This window comes from Streptomyces synnematoformans (genome assembly GCF_039531005.1).
Lineage (GTDB): Bacteria > Actinomycetota > Actinomycetes > Streptomycetales > Streptomycetaceae > Streptomyces > Streptomyces synnematoformans.
The window spans coordinates 1-14,027 of the sequence record NZ_BAAAPF010000007.1 but is presented as its reverse complement, the minus strand read 5'-3'; the positions used below and the strand labels follow the sequence as shown (position 1 = coordinate 14,027).

Below are 14,027 nucleotides of genomic sequence, written 5' to 3'. Positions count from 1 at the left end.
GTTCTCCCGCGCGCCGCCGCGAGCACTCCCGCGCCCCCGGCTCCGCCCGCGCGCCGCGAAAGCCGCTGATGAGCGACCGGCGGGCGCCCCGGGCAACCGGGTCGCGGACCGTGGGGCGGCCCCGCGGGGGGAGTGATCGGGTTTGCCCCAGGATCGTGCGCGGTGCGAGAAATGGTCCGGCGCAGGCGGACGATGGGGAGCTGGCAGGTGGGTACGACCCTGGTGAAGGACGAGCCGGTCACCGTGCCCGCGGCCGGCCCGGCGGACCGGCCGGCGGAGCAGGCCCAGGTGGCCCAGCCGGCGCGACGTACCGGAGAGGGCGGACCGCCCGCCGGTCCCGGCGCGGCCGACGGTGCCGGCGGGGCGCTGAGCCCCCGGCGCGTACGGCTGGTCTTCCTGGCGCTGATGCTCGCGCTGCTCCTCGCCGCGCTGGAGCAGATGATCGTCGCCACCGCGCTGCCGAAGATCGTCGGCGAACTGCACGGCCTGGACCGGATGTCCTGGGCGATCACCGCCTACCTGCTCACCGCGACCGTCGGGCTGCCGATCTACGGCAAGCTCGGCGACCTCTTCGGCCGCAAGGGCGTCTTCCAGTTCGCCATCGTCGTGTTCGTCGCCGGCTCGGCGCTCGCCGGCGCCGCGCGCAGCATGGACCAGCTGATCGCGTTCCGCGCGATCCAGGGCATGGGCGCCGGCGGCCTCATGATCGGTGTGCAGGCGATCATCGCCGACATCGTCCCGGCCCGCGAGCGCGGCCGCTACATGGGCCTGATCGGCGCCGCCTTCGGGCTTGCCTCGGTCGCCGGGCCGCTGCTCGGCGGGTTCTTCACCGACGAGCTGTCCTGGCGCTGGTGCTTCTACTTCAACGTGCCCTTCGGGCTGGTCACCCTGCTGGTGACCGGGCTGGTGCTGAAGCTGCCCAAGCCCGCCGCCCGGCCCCGCCTCGACGTCCTCGGCGCGCTGCTGCTCGCCGCCGCGTCCACCTGCCTGGTGCTGCTGACCAGCTGGGGCGGCCTGGAGTACGAGTGGACCTCCGACGTCATCCTGGCCCTCGGCGCCGGGGCCGTCGGCGCCACCGTGCTGCTGCTCGTCGTCGAGCACTTCGCCGTCGAACCCGTGCTGCCGCTGCGGCTGTTCCGCGACAGCGTCTTCGCCGTCACCTCCCTGGTGGGCGTGGTGATCGGGGTGGCGATGTTCGGCGCGGCCAGCTACTTGCCGACCTTCCTGCAGATGGTCGACGGCGCCAGCGCCACCGAGTCCGGGCTGCTGATGCTGCCGATGATGGGCGGCCTCGTCGTCGCCTCCGTCGTCTCCGGCCACCTCATCAGCCGCACCGGCCGCTACCGCCGCTACCCGGTGCTCGGCTGCGCCCTCGCCGCCGTCGGCATGTGGCTGCTCTCGCGCCTCACCGAGGACACCTCGCAGCTGTCGTACAGCATCTGGATGGCCGTCCTCGGCACCGGCGTCGGCCTCGTCCTGCCCGTGCTCATCCTCGCCGTGCAGAACGCGGTGCGCCCCGCGGACCTCGGCGTCGCCACCAGCGCGCACAACTACTTCCGGCAGATGGGCGGTTCGGTCGGCGCGGCCGTCTTCGGTACCGTCTTCTTCGACCGGCTCGCCGGCGAACTGGCCGGGACCCTGCCCCCGCCGCCCCCCGGCGCCACGCTGCCGGACCCGCAGTCGATCACCCCCGAGGCCGTCCACGCGCTCGACGCCGGGCTGCGCGACGGGTACGTCCGCGCCTACGCCGAGGCCATGCCGCGCATCTTCCTGTACCTGGTGCCCGTGCTCCTCCTCGGCCTCCTGTTCGCCTTCCTGCTGAAGGAGAGACCACTGGTGTCCCAGAACCTCCCCGGGCCGGGCCCCGTCCAGGACGCGCCCCCGGCGGCCGACTCCGCGGTGTCCGCGGCCCGCGCCGCCGCCGCCCACGCTCATCGACGGCACGGGCCGGCAGGTGGGGCGCGACGCCAGCCGCGAGGACGGCCGGTACGTGCTGCCCACCCCCGGCTCCGGCTCGTACGTCCTGGTGGCCGCGGCCGGCGGGCACCAGCCGCAGGCCGTCACGGTCACCGTCGGGGACCGGCCGGTGGAGCTGGACCTCGTGCTCGGCGGCGCGGGCCGCATCTGCGGCACCGTGGCGACGGCCGACGGCACGCCGCTGGGGAACGTCGTCGTCACCCTCACCGACGCCCGCGGCGAGGTCGTCGCCTCCACGCGCAGCGGCCACGACGGCGCGTACGCCCTCGGCGAGCTGGTCGCCGGCGCGTACACCCTCGCGGCCACGGCCCCCGGCTTCCGGCCCGCCGCGCTGCCGGTCGCGGTGCAGGCGGCGCGCGAGACCCGGCAGGACGTCGAGCTGGCCGGCGGAGCGGTGCTGCGCGGCACGGTGCGGGCGTACGGCGGCCGGCCGGTGGAGGACGCCCGGGTCACCCTGCTGGACGCGGCCGGCAACGTCGTCGACAGCGGCACCACGGGCCCGGACGGCGCGTTCCGCTTCGTCGACCTGTCGGCCGGCGAGTACACCGTCATCGCCGCCGGATACCCGCCGGTGGCCACGGTCCTGCGCGTCGAGGGCGGCGGGCGCACGGAGCGGGACCTCCGGCTGGGACACGGCGACTAGGGCCCCCGGCGGGGACGGCGGCAGGGCTGGCGACGGGGGTGGCGGCGAAGCCGGCGGCGGGGTCGGCGGCGAGGCCGGCGGCGGGGTCGGCGAAGGCTTGCCGGGGCCCGGCGCCGTGGGGTCGCGACCGTGCGTGCACCGGACGGCTGACGGCCCGGAACCGACCCCGAAAGGGCTGGTCGCGGGCCATTCGAGGGGAGTTCGTGTGGTCTAGACCTCTGTACGTATCCACAGGGGTTTCACCGCTTCGTCCGACCGCGTACCGTGGCTCGGCATGAAGGTCTTGATCAGCGCCGACATGGAGGGGGCCACCGGCGTCACGTGGCCCGCCGACGTGCTTCCCGGCGGCCCGCAGTGGGAGCGCTGCCGGCCCATGTTCACATCCGACGTCAACGCCGCCATCGAGGGCCTCTTCGCCGGCGGCGCAGACGAGGTGCTGGTCAACGAGGCGCACTGGACGATGCGCAATCTCCTCCTGGAGCGGCTGGACGACCGCGCCCAGATGCTCACCGGGCGGCACAAGTCGCTGTCCATGGTCGAGGGCGTGCAGCGCGGCGACGTCGACGGCATCGCGTTCGTCGGCTACCACACCGGCGCGGGCGCCGAAGGGGTGCTCGCGCACACCTACCTGGCGAACTCCGTCACCGGCGTCTGGCTCAACGGCGTACCGGCCAGCGAGGGCCTGCTGAACGCGCACGTCGTCGCCGAGTTCGGCGTCCCGGTGGTGCTCGTCACCGGCGACGACAAGACCGTCGAGGACGCCAAGGGGTACGCGCCCGCGGCCCCCGGCGTCGCCGTCAAGGACTACGTCTCGCGGTACGCCGCGGTGTGCCGCACCCCGGCCCGTACCGCGGCGGACATCCGCGCGGCGGCCACCGAGGCCGCGGCCCTCGCGGTGCGGACGGAGCCGGTGCGCGGCGGGCCGTTCACGGTGGAGCTGGAGTTCGACGCGGAGCATCTGGCGGGCGCCGCCACGGTCGTGCCGGGCGTGGCCCCGGCCGGCGAGCGGCGCGTGGCGTACACGACGGAGACCATGTACGACGGCATCCGCTGCTTCAAGGCCGTCACCACGCTCGTCTCGGCCGCCGTGGAGGAGCAGTATGGCTGACCCCGCCCCGCACGTCCCCGCCCCGCACGTCCCCGCCCCGCACGCCCCGGGCCCCGACGACGCGGCGCTGGACGAGGTGGTGCGCTTCACCTCCGACCTGATCCGCATCGACACCACGAACCACGGCGGCGGCGACGGCGTCGAGCGCCAGGCCGCGGAGTACGTCGCCGAACGCCTCGCCGACGCCGGCATCGAGCCCACCCTGCTGGAGAAGGCCCCCGACCGGACGAACGTGGTGGCCCGCATCGAGGGCACCGACCGCGGCGCCGACGCCCTGCTCGTCCACGGCCATCTGGACGTGGTGCCCGCCGAGCCCGCCGACTGGAGCGTGCACCCGTTCTCCGGCGAGGTGCGCGACGGCGTGGTCTGGGGCCGCGGCGCCATCGACATGAAGAACATGGACGCGATGGTCCTCGCGGTCGTCCGGGCCTGGGCCCGCGCCGGCGTCCGCCCCCGCCGCGACATCGTCCTCGCCTTCACCGCCGACGAGGAGGCCAGCGCCGAGTACGGCTCCGACTTCCTCGCCGGGCAGCACGCCGCGCTCTTCGACGGCTGCACCGAGGGCATCAGCGAGTCCGGCGCCTTCACCTTCCACGCCGGCGACGGCCGCCGCCTGTACCCGGTCGCCGCCGGCGAGCGCGGCACGGCCTGGCTGCGGCTCACCGCCCGCGGCCGCGCCGGCCACGGCTCCAAGGTCAACGCCGACAACGCCGTCTCGCACCTGGCCGCCGCCGTCGGCCGGATCGGCGCGCACCGCTGGCCGGTCCGGCTCACCCCCACCGTCCGCGCGGCGCTGACCGGGACGGCCGCGGTGTTCGGGATCGAGGTCGCCCCCGAGGAGCTGGACGACCCCGGCTTCGACGTGGACGCGCTGCTCGGCAGGCTCGGCCCGGCCGCCGCCCTCGTCGCCCCCACCGTGCGCAACAGCTCCAACCCCACCGTCCTGACCGCCGGTTACAAGGTGAACGTCATCCCGGGCAGCGCCACCGCCCAGGTCGACGGCCGGATGGTGGCCGGCGGCGAGGAGGAGTTCGCCCGCACGCTGGACGAGCTGACCGGGCCGCACGTCGACTGGGAGTTCAGCCACCGCGAGGTGCCGCTGACCGCCCCCGTCGACGCGCCCGTCTACGCCGCCATGCGCGCCTCCCTGCAGCGGTTCGACCCCGACGCGCACGTCGTGCCGTACTGCATGTCGGGCGGCACCGACGCCAAGCAGTTCTCCCGCCTCGGCATCGCCGGCTACGGCTTCTCGCCGCTCAAGCTCCCCGCCGGCTTCGACTACCAGGAGCTGTTCCACGGGGTGGACGAGCGGGTGCCGGTGGAGGCGCTGCACTTCGGCGTGCGCGTCCTCGACGACTTCCTCCGGGAGGCCTGACGGCACACCGCCCCGCAGACCGCGCGGGAGGGACGACCCGCGCACGGACCAGCGCGCGCGCCGGCGAGAGCGCCGGCGCCTCGACCACCAGCGGAAAGAGACGACGCCGCCCGTGACCACCGCCCCGTACGGCACCTGGACCAGCCCTCTCACCGCCGCCCTCGCCGCGACCCACGACGGCCGCCCGGAGTATCTGGACACCGTCGGCGACGAGGTGTGGTGGACCGCCCCGCGGCCGCGCGAGGGCGGGCGCCGGGCGCTGGTGCGGCTCCGCCCGGACGGCACCGAGGAGTCGGTGCTGCCGCCGCCGTGGAACGTGCGCAACCGGGTCATCGAGTACGGCGGCCGGCCCTGGGCGGGCGTGCCGCGCGCCACCGGCGGCCCGCTGATCGTCTTCACCCACTTCGCCGACCAGCGGCTCTACGGGTACGAGCCCGACGGCGGCGGCGCGCCCCGCCCGCTCACGCCCGTCAGTGCCACCGGCGGCGGGCTGCGCTGGTGCGACCCCGTCGTGCTGCCGGAGCGCGGCGAGGTGTGGTGCGTGCTGGAGGAGTTCACCGGCCCGGCCCCCACCGACGTGCGCCGCGTGCTCGCCGCCGTGCCGCTGGACGGCTCGGCGGCCGCCGACCGCGCCGCCGTGCGCGAGCTGACCGACGACCGGCACCGCTTCGTCACCGGCCCGCGGCTGTCCCCGGACGGCCGGCAGACCGCCTGGATCGCCTGGGACCACCCGCAGATGCCCTGGGACGGCACGGAGCTGCGCGTCGCCGACGTCACCGGCGACGGCGGCCTGGCCGGGGTCACGACCGTGCTCGGCGCCCAGACCGGCCCCGAGGCGGAGTCCGTCGCGCAGGCCGAGTGGCTGCCCGACGGCACGCTGGTGGCCGCCACCGACCGCAGCGGCTGGTGGAACCTCCACCGGGTCGACCCCGCCACCGCCGTGACGAGCGCGCTCTGCCCGCTGCCCGAGGAGTTCGCCGACGCGCTGTGGAAGGTCGGGCTGCGCTGGTTCGCCGTCCTCGGCGGCGGCCTCGTCGCCACCCTGCACGGCACCGGCGGCACCCGCCTCGGCGTCCTCGACCCCGCCACCGGCGACCTGGCCGACGTGCCGGGCCCCTGGTCGAACTGGGCCGCGGCCCTCGCCGTCGCCGGCGACCGGGTCTTCGGCCTGGCCGCGAGCCCCGCCACCGGGTACGAGGTCGTCGAGCTGGACACCGTCACCGGCCACGCCCGGGTGGCCGGCAGCGCCCACCGCGACGCCGTCGCCCCGGCCTTCCTGCCGCGGCCCGCCTCCCGCACCTTCGCCGGCCCCGACGGCCGCGACGTGCACGCCCACCTCTACCCGCCGCACCACCCGGAGTTCAGCGGCCCCGAGGACGAGCTGCCGCCGTACGTGATCTGGGCGCACGGCGGCCCCACCGGCCACGTGCCGCTCGTGCTCGACCTGGAGATCGCCTACTTCACCTCCCGCGGCATCGGCGTCGCCGAGGTCAACTACGGCGGCTCCACCGGCTACGGCCGCGCCTACCGCGAGCGGCTGCGCGAGCAGTGGGGCGTCGTGGACGTCGAGGACTGCGCCGCCGTCGCGCGCGCCCTCGCCGACGAGGGCACCGCCGACCCCGCCCGGCTCGCCGTCCGCGGCGGCAGCGCGGGCGGCTGGACGACCGCCGCCTCGCTCACCTCGCCGCTGACCGAGGGACTGTACGCGTGCGGCACGGTCATCTACCCCATCCTCGACCTGGCCGGCTGGGCCACCGACGAGACGCACGACTTCGAGTCGCGCTATCTGGAGTCGCTGGTCGGCCCGTTCGCCAAGGTGCCCGAGCGGTACCGCGAGCGCTCCCCGGTCCACCGCGCCGACCGGATCACCGCCCCGTTCCTCCTGCTGCAGGGGCTGGACGACGTGATCTGCCCGCCGGTGCAGTGCGAACGGTTCCTGGACGCGGTCGCCGGCCGCGGCGTGCCGCACGCGTACCTCACCTTCGAGGGCGAGGGCCACGGCTTCCGGCGCGCCGGCACCCTCACCCGGGCGCTGGAGGCCGAGCTGTCGCTGTACGCGCAGACGTTCGGCTTCGCGGCGCCGGACGTGCCGGCCGTGGACCTCGGCACGTCCCGCCCACCGGCCGCCGCGACCGCCGCCCCGGCCCCGGCCACCGGGTCCGCCGTCGCGCTCGACCGGCCCCGCCGCCTGCGCCCCGGCGAACGGCTCGCGATCGTCGCCCCCAGCGGCGGGTTCCCGCGCGCGGAGCTGGACGCGGGCGTCGAGGTGCTGCGCGGCTGGGGCCTCGACGTCGTCGTCCACCCCACCGCGTACGGCGAGGACGACCGGCTGTCCTACCTCGCCGCCGACGACGCCGCCCGCGCCCGCGACTTCGAGCGCGCCTGGTGCGATCCGGACGTCGCCGCCGTCTTCTCCGGCCGGGGCGGCTACGGCGCCCACCGCATGCTCGACCGCGTCGACTGGCCCGCGCTGCGCGCCGCCGGGCCGAAGGTCTACGTGGGCTTCAGCGACGCCACCGCCCTGCACGAGGCCCTCGCCACCCGCCTCGGCGTGGCCACCCTGCACGGGCCGATGCCGGCCTGGGGCCCGTTCGCCGCGGACGACGGCACCCGCGAGCACCTGCGCCGCACCCTCTTCGAGCCGGCCACCGTGCAGTGCCTGACCAGCCCCGGCGCCCGCGCCCTCGTGCCCGGCCGCGCCCGCGGCGTCACCCTCGGCGGCTGCGTCAGCCTGCTGGCCGCCGGCCTCGGCACCCCCGGCGCCCGCGCCGGCGCCGCCGGCGGCATCCTGCTCATCGAGGACGTCGAGGAGGAGGACTACCGCCTCGACCGCATCCTCACCCAGCTCCGCCGCACCGGCTGGCTGACCGGCGTCGCCGGCGTCGTCTGCGGCACCTGGGCGGACTGCGGCCCGTACGAGAAGGTGCGCGCCGTCCTCGCCGACCGGCTCGGCGACCTCGGCGTGCCGGTGCTGGAGGGCCTGGACTTCGGCCACGGCGTCCCCGCCCTCACCGTGCCGCTCGGCGTGCCCGCCGTCCTCGACGCGGACGCCGGCACCCTCGCCCTCGACACCCCGGGACTCGTATGAGACGCCTCGCCCGCAGCGCCGCACCGCCGCCGTCCGACCGGCCGCGGATGCCGATCGACGACCCCGCGCCCGCCTCCCGCACGGACCCGCGGGAGCTGCTGGACGCCTACCTCGACCACTACCGCGCCGAGGTGCTGCGCAAGCTGGACGGCCTCGCCGAGGAGGAGCTGCGGTCCAGCCGGGTGGCCTCCGGCTGGACGCCGCTGGAGCTGCTGGTCCACCTGACGTGGGTGGAGCGCCGCTGGTTCGAGTGGGGCTTCGCCGCCCGCCCGGTGCCGGACCCGTGGGGCGACCGCGGCCCGGACGGCCGCTGGGCGGTCCCGGAGAGCACGGGCACGGCGGAGCTGAAGGACGCCTTCCGCGCGGCGTGCGCCCGCTCCCGGGAGATCGTCGCGGGCGTCCCGCTGGACCGCCGGGCCGCCGTCGGCGGCCGCTTCGCGGCCGCGGCGGACGCGCCGTCGCTGGCGCTGATCCTCTTCCACGTGCTGCAGGAGTACGCGCGCCACGCCGGCCACCTCGACATCGCCCGGGAGCTGGCCGACGGCGTCACCGGCGAGTGACACCGCCCCGGAGACGGCGCCGGAGATGTCAGTGCCGGGCCGTAGTGTCGGCGGCATGAGCAGCACGCCGCCGGGCTCCGAGGTCCCGGCCTGCCACGAGTGGACGCCGCCCGGCGAGCCGGGCGGTCTCCCCCGCCGTGCCGCCGCCGGCCCGGGCGCCCCGCTCGCGGCGATACGGCGGTGGCAGGCCGGCCGGTGCGCGGTCTGCGGGCTGCGGCCCGCCCGGCTCGTCATCGACCACCACCACGTCTCCGGGCTGGTGCGCGGCCTGCTCTGCGAGTCGTGCAACGTCGCCGAGGGCCGCCGCACGTCGTACTACGCCGAGCCGTACGCCTCGTACCGCCGCCGCCCGCCCGCGGTCATCGTCGGCCTGACCGAGCGCTATCCGCACTGGCGGCCCAACGCCTACCACTACGTCCTCGGCGACCCTCCCGACGACCCCGCGCTGGCCGCCCGCGTGCTGGACCACCTCATACGCCACCCGCCCCGGCGCCCCGCCGGCCGCCCGGTCGAGATCCCCGGGCTGCCCGGCCACTACCTGGTGGGCGACGAGATGCGCCGTCTCGCCGCGCGGCTGGCGGCGGAGGCATAGTGGAGACATGACTGTCCTGTTCCGTCGCACGGTTCCGGTCCTCCGCATCTTCGACGTCGCGAAGGCGCGCGAGTTCTACGTCGACTACCTGGGCTTCACGGTCGACTGGGAGCACAGGTTCTCCGACGGTCTCCCGCTCTACCTGCAGGTCTCCCGCGGCGACCTGACGCTCCACCTCAGCGAGCACCACGGCGACGCCAGCCCCGGCGCCACCGTCTACGTCGAGGTCGACGGCGCGGGCGAGCTGCACGCGGAGCTGAAGGCCAAGGACTACCCGTACCTGAAGCCCGGGCTCGAAGAGGACGCCGGGATCGGCACGATCCTGGAGCTGACCGACCCCTTCGGCAACCGGCTGCGGCTCGTCCAGCCGAACCGCTGACCGGCCGGGGCGTACACTCGCCCGGTGCCCGAGAACGACGTCATCGCGGCCGGCGCCCGCACGGTGATCCGCCTCCCGCGCCCCGCCGACCAGGCGGAGTTCCTCGCCCGCGTGCGCGACAGCGCAGCACTCCACCATCCGTGGCTGGCCCCGCCCGCCACGCCGGCCGACTTCCGCGCCTATCTGGAGCGGCTCACCGAGCCGCAGACCGAGGGGTTCCTCGTCTGCGAGCGGGAGTCCGGCGCCCTCGCCGGCTTCGTCAACATCAACGCCATCGTCCGCCGCGCCTTCCTCTCCGGCGCCCTCGGCTACGCGGCCTTCGTCCCGTACGCCGGCCGCGGCCACATGTCCGAGGGCATCGGCCTCGTCGTCCGCCACGCCTTCACCGACCTGGGCCTGCACCGGCTGGAGATCAACGTCCAGCCGGGCAACACCGCCTCCATCGCGCTGGCCAAGCGCGCGGGCTTCCGCCTGGAGGGCTTCTCGCCCGACTACCTGTTCATCGCCGGCGCCTGGCGCGACCACGAGCGCTGGGCCCTGACCGCCGAGATGACGGCGGACGGCCCCGGCGCCGGCCGGTAGCGGTCGCGAGCGGCGGTCAGCGGCGGCGGTCGACGTACTCGAAGATGCTGCCGTCGGGGTGGCGGGCCACCAGGTTGCGCCCGATGGGGGTCTCCGAGGGGCCCGCGATGACCTCGGCGCCGACCGACCGGAGTGTCGCGTACGCCTCGGCCACGTCGTCGACGGCCAGCGTCGCCGTGATTCTGCGCAGCACGTCGAGGGTCTCGGGCGGGCCCGACATCAGCAGGAAGCAGCCGACCGCGGCGACGGAGACGCCCGCGTGCGAGAAGCGCTGCGCCTGCTCGCCGGTCAGCTTCTCGTACGCGGTGACGGCGGGGTCCAGATCGTCCACGCAGATGCGCAGTGAGGTGCCGAGGATCTCCATGGAGGAGAGTCTAGGGGCGGCGACGGCGCCTGTGGCGCCGGGTCGTTGGACCGGCCACGGGCGTACGGGCCGCGGGCCGGGCGGCCGCGGCCCCGGCCCGTACGCCCGTACGCGCCGGGCCCGGCGCAGCCTCACGGCACCCGGCAGAGGACCTCGCCGTGCAGCACCGCGAACCAGGCACCGGGTGCCTCGCCCCACTCCCGCCAGCCGGCCGCGATCCGCTGCAGTGCCGCCGCGTCCGCGTGCCCGCCGTCGGTGGTGAGGCGGGCGTACGACGACGCCACCGTGCGGTCCGCCCACGACTCGCTCCACCACGCACGCTCCTCCGCCGAGGCGTAGCACCAGGCGCTCGCCGAGGCCGTGACGTCCGCGAACCCCGCCTCGCGGGCCCAGCCGAGCAGCCGCCGCCCCGCGTCCGGTTCGCCGCCCGAGGCGCGGGCCACCCGGCGGTAGGTGTCCAGCCAGTCGTGGAGGACGGGCACGTCGGGGTGCCAGGTCATCGCGGCGTAGTCCGCGTCGCGCGCGGCGACGAGCCCGCCGGGGCGGCACACCCGGCGCATCTCGGCCAGCGCCCGCACCGGGTGCGCGAGGTGCTGGAGCAACTGGTGGGCGTGGACCACGTCGAACGAGTCGTCCGGGAAGTCCAGCGCCTCGGCGTCGGCGACGGCGAACTCCACGTTCGTCACCCCCCGTGCCGCCGCGGTGTCGCGCGCCTGCGCGAGGATCCCCGGCTGCGCGTCGACGGCCGTCACCCGGCCCCGCGGCACGAGGGCGGCCAGGTCGGCGGTGATCGTGCCGGGCCCGCAGCCGAGGTCGAGGAGGTGCATCTCCGGGCGCAGTTCGCCGGTCAGGTACGCCGCCGAGTTGGCGGCGGTGCGCCAGCGGTGCGAGCGCAGCACCGAGGCGTGGTGTCCATGCGTGTATACGGCCATGCGCGGCACCCTAGCTTTCGTCTCGTATAACGAGAAGTGTTGTCTCGTTATGTGGTCATGAGGAGTGTGGTCCATGTCTGCCGGGGCGCCGCCCGGGTAGCCGACGAGCCAGGATTGCCCGATCCTGGAAACGGGAGACAGCCGGCGAAGGAGAGCCTCAGATGGCCGAAAGCGACCGGCGCAGGGGCGGCATCGCCCCCGCGCAGCTGAGCGACCAGCAGCTGATCAAGGAGCTGGAGACCATCCACCGCACCCGCCACGACACGCTGCTGCACGGTTCGGCGGCGGCGCTGGCCATGCACAACACGCGCATGGCACAGCTGGAGGGCGAGTACCTCAGCCGGCACCCGGAGCGCTCCGTGGCGCTCGGCCGCACCCGCGAGGGCGCGCGCGAACGCGGCTGACCCGGGCGCGGACGCGAGCGGTCGTGCGTGCGGCGACCTCGTCGTATCGTGGAAAAGGCCCCGTCCGCCCCACGGTTTGCCGCATCCGGCGGCGGGCAGACGGACCAACGTGCTCCCGACCAGAGCACCTCCGCGGGAGCGGACGGCTTCGCAGCCGCCAATGCTCCGGCCGCGTGCGGTACCCGGGCGTCGTCGCCTCCGGCCGCGCAGCGTCTCCCGCGGGAAACCGACCATTCGCAACTCGCCCGAGGGAGGCCCCCCGTGGCGCATGTACGGTCAAGGAGCAGGCACCCACACGACGATGCCCCGGACACCGCGGCACAGTTCCGCAGGCTCGCCGGGATGCCGGAAGGACCCGACAAGAAGGCGCTGCGCCAGGAGGTGGTACGCGCCTGGATGCCCATGGCCCAGCGGCTCGCCCGCCAGTTCAGCAACCGCGGCGAGGCGCTGGAGGACCTCGAACAGGTCGCGCACCTCGGCTTGGTGAAGGCCGTCAGACGCTACGACCCGGCGCGCGGCAACGCCTTCGAGAGCTTCGCCGTGCCGACGATCGTCGGCGAGCTGAAGCGGCACTTCCGGGACCACATGTGGGGCGTCCACGTGCCCCGGCGGGTCCAGGAGCTGCGCAACCGCGTGCGCAGCGCGAGTATGGCGCTCGCCGCCACGCCCGACGACCGCTTCCCGGCCACCGCGGACATAGCCGAGGTGGCCGGGCTGACCGAGGACGAGGTGCGTACGGGCCTGGCGGCCCTGGAGAGCTACGCCACCCTGTCCCTCGACGCCGCGCTCCCCGGCGCCGCCGACGGCTACTCGCTCATCGACACCGTCTCCAGCACCGAGCCCGGCTTCGACCAGGCCGTGGACCGCGAGGCCGTGCGCCCGCATCTGCGCCGGCTGCCGGACCGCGAGCGCGAGATCCTCTATCTGCGGTTCTTCTGCGACATGACGCAGAGCTGCATCGCCGAACGCCTGGGGATCTCGCAGATGCACGTCTCCCGGCTGATCAGCCGCACCTGCGAGCGGGTCTGCGAGCGCGTGGAGGCGGACCGGGCGGCGGTCGCGGCGGGGTCCAAGGCCCCGGAGCCGACCGGCTCCGCCACCGCCGCGTAGGAAGCCGGCGGCGTACGGGGCCGGGGCCCGCCCCGCCCCGTACGCCGCCCGGTCCTCCCGGCCCCTTCACCTGACCAGGCGCATCGCACCGCCCCGGCGGGCGCCCGATCTGGGACAGTGGGAGGGGTTCGCACTCTGGTGAACGTCCGACGGGCGAGTCGCGGCGGGAGGTGGCGTATGCAGCAGGCCGTCCCCGACGCCGGACTGCCGCCCCCCGCCGCACTCGTCGACGGCTTCGCCGGCGCCGCCACCGCCACCCCCGGACCGCCCGGCGGCGGGCCCAGGGTGCGGACCGCCGCCGCGGGGTACTGGCACCGCCGGGGCCTGACCACCGATCCCGCCGGCGCCGCCGCCGCGCCCGGGGCCGCGGCGCTGCTGCTCGCCCTGGTCGCGGCGGCCGGCGGCGGGGTGCTGCTGCCCCGCCCCTCGGCGTCCTGGTACGCGGCGCAGCCGGTGATCCTCGGCCGCGCCGTGCACCGCGTGCCCACCACCGCGGAGTCCGGCGGCGCCCCCGACCCGTTCGCCCTGCTGGAGACCGTGCGCCGGGTACGGGCCGAGGGCGGCGCGCCGCGGCTGCTGGTCCTGTCCGTCGCCGACGACCCGACCGGCACGGTGCCGCCGCCCGAGCTGGTCCGCGAGGCGTGCGAGGCGGCGGCGGGGGAGGGGCTGCTCGTCGTCAGCGACGAGACGTACCGCGACGCGCTGCACGACCCGCACGCCACCGTGCTCGTCAGCCCCGCCGAGATGCTCCCCGACGACGTCGTCGTCCTCGCCGACCTCGGCGGCACGCTCACCCCGCCCGGCTGGCCCGCCGCCGTCGCCCGCTTCCCCGCCACCCGCGCGGGCGCCGCGCTGCACGCCGCGGTGCTCGCGGTGCTCGTCACCGCCGTACCGCCGCTGCCGCCGCCCGTCG

12 protein-coding genes and 1 pseudogene are annotated in these 14,027 nt (G+C 75.9%); 11 read left to right on the top strand and 2 right to left on the bottom strand.

All coding sequences use genetic code 11. The annotated features are described in order from the left end of the window. Positions 1–192: 192 nt before the first annotated feature. The 8 genes and pseudogenes from ABD317_RS03235 to ABD317_RS03200 all read left to right on the top strand — a co-directional run bounded on the left by ABD317_RS03235 (position 193) and on the right by ABD317_RS03200 (position 10,304). A pseudogene (locus ABD317_RS03235) lies at positions 193–2,620 on the top strand (MFS transporter). Positions 2,621–2,894: 274 nt separating this feature from the next. Beyond that, positions 2,895–3,728, top strand: coding sequence for a M55 family metallopeptidase (locus ABD317_RS03230; protein ID WP_344287611.1), 834 nt, complete (start codon positions 2,895–2,897; stop codon positions 3,726–3,728). Beyond that, positions 3,721–5,103 (top strand): M20/M25/M40 family metallo-hydrolase, encoded by a 1,383-nt coding sequence (locus tag ABD317_RS03225; protein WP_344287609.1) that lies wholly within the window; start codon positions 3,721–3,723, stop codon positions 5,101–5,103. The genes ABD317_RS03230 and ABD317_RS03225 overlap by 8 nt, the downstream gene beginning before the upstream one ends. Positions 5,104–5,215: 112 nt before the next feature. Continuing rightward, positions 5,216–8,191 (top strand): prolyl oligopeptidase family serine peptidase, encoded by a 2,976-nt coding sequence (locus tag ABD317_RS03220; RefSeq protein ID WP_344287607.1) that lies wholly within the window; start codon positions 5,216–5,218, stop codon positions 8,189–8,191. A gap of 47 nt (positions 8,192–8,238) precedes the next feature. Further along, positions 8,239–8,751, top strand: a complete 513-nt coding sequence (locus ABD317_RS03215; RefSeq protein WP_344287669.1) for a DinB family protein — start codon at positions 8,239–8,241, stop codon at positions 8,749–8,751. Positions 8,752–8,806: 55 nt separating this feature from the next. Continuing rightward, positions 8,807–9,343, top strand: coding sequence for an endonuclease domain-containing protein (locus ABD317_RS03210; protein ID WP_344287605.1), 537 nt, complete (start codon positions 8,807–8,809; stop codon positions 9,341–9,343). Positions 9,344–9,350: 7 nt separating this feature from the next. Further along, entirely contained in the window at positions 9,351–9,722 is a 372-nt protein-coding gene (locus ABD317_RS03205; protein ID WP_027752325.1) for a glyoxalase superfamily protein, read from the top strand. A 24-nt stretch (positions 9,723–9,746) separates the two neighbouring features. Next, complete coding sequence (locus ABD317_RS03200; RefSeq protein ID WP_344287603.1) at positions 9,747–10,304, top strand: GNAT family N-acetyltransferase; 558 nt, start codon at positions 9,747–9,749, stop codon at positions 10,302–10,304. A 16-nt stretch (positions 10,305–10,320) separates the two neighbouring features. Here the strand turns inward: ABD317_RS03200 and ABD317_RS03195 are convergent, their stop codons facing one another. Both ABD317_RS03195 and ABD317_RS03190 read right to left on the bottom strand, forming a co-directional pair. Next, positions 10,321–10,668, bottom strand: coding sequence for a VOC family protein (locus ABD317_RS03195; RefSeq protein ID WP_027752323.1), 348 nt, complete (start codon positions 10,666–10,668; stop codon positions 10,321–10,323). A 131-nt stretch (positions 10,669–10,799) separates the two neighbouring features. Then, positions 10,800–11,600 (bottom strand): methyltransferase domain-containing protein, encoded by an 801-nt coding sequence (locus ABD317_RS03190; protein WP_344287600.1) that lies wholly within the window; start codon positions 11,598–11,600, stop codon positions 10,800–10,802. 161 nt (positions 11,601–11,761) lie between these two features. Between ABD317_RS03190 and ABD317_RS03185 the strand changes: the two genes are divergently transcribed. The 3 genes from ABD317_RS03185 to ABD317_RS03175 form a co-directional block, all read left to right on the top strand. Beyond that, positions 11,762–12,004, top strand: a complete 243-nt coding sequence (locus tag ABD317_RS03185) for a DUF6158 family protein (protein WP_027752321.1) — start codon at positions 11,762–11,764, stop codon at positions 12,002–12,004. 261 nt (positions 12,005–12,265) lie between these two features. Beyond that, positions 12,266–13,114: a SigB/SigF/SigG family RNA polymerase sigma factor gene (locus ABD317_RS03180; RefSeq protein ID WP_344287596.1), complete on the top strand. Its 849-nt coding sequence runs from the start codon at positions 12,266–12,268 to the stop codon at positions 13,112–13,114. 177 nt (positions 13,115–13,291) lie between these two features. Next, on the top strand, positions 13,292–14,027 hold a 736-nt coding region (locus tag ABD317_RS03175; protein WP_344287594.1), incomplete at its 3' end, for an aminotransferase class I/II-fold pyridoxal phosphate-dependent enzyme.

Bases quoted from the DNA above. Each gene is read 5' to 3' on its own strand.
- ABD317_RS03195 (WP_027752323.1), bottom strand. From the start codon at position 10,668: ATGGAGATCCTCGGCACCTCACTGCGCATCTGCGTGGACGATCTGGAC.
- ABD317_RS03230 (WP_344287611.1), top strand. From the start codon at position 2,895: ATGAAGGTCTTGATCAGCGCCGACATGGAGGGGGCCACCGGCGTCACG.
- ABD317_RS03225 (WP_344287609.1), top strand. From the start codon at position 3,721: ATGGCTGACCCCGCCCCGCACGTCCCCGCCCCGCACGTCCCCGCCCCG.
- ABD317_RS03205 (WP_027752325.1), top strand. From the start codon at position 9,351: ATGACTGTCCTGTTCCGTCGCACGGTTCCGGTCCTCCGCATCTTCGAC.
- ABD317_RS03210 (WP_344287605.1), top strand. From the start codon at position 8,807: ATGAGCAGCACGCCGCCGGGCTCCGAGGTCCCGGCCTGCCACGAGTGG.
- ABD317_RS03185 (WP_027752321.1), top strand. From the start codon at position 11,762: ATGGCCGAAAGCGACCGGCGCAGGGGCGGCATCGCCCCCGCGCAGCTG.
- ABD317_RS03190 (WP_344287600.1), bottom strand. From the start codon at position 11,600: ATGGCCGTATACACGCATGGACACCACGCCTCGGTGCTGCGCTCGCAC.
- ABD317_RS03215 (WP_344287669.1), top strand. From the start codon at position 8,239: ATGCCGATCGACGACCCCGCGCCCGCCTCCCGCACGGACCCGCGGGAG.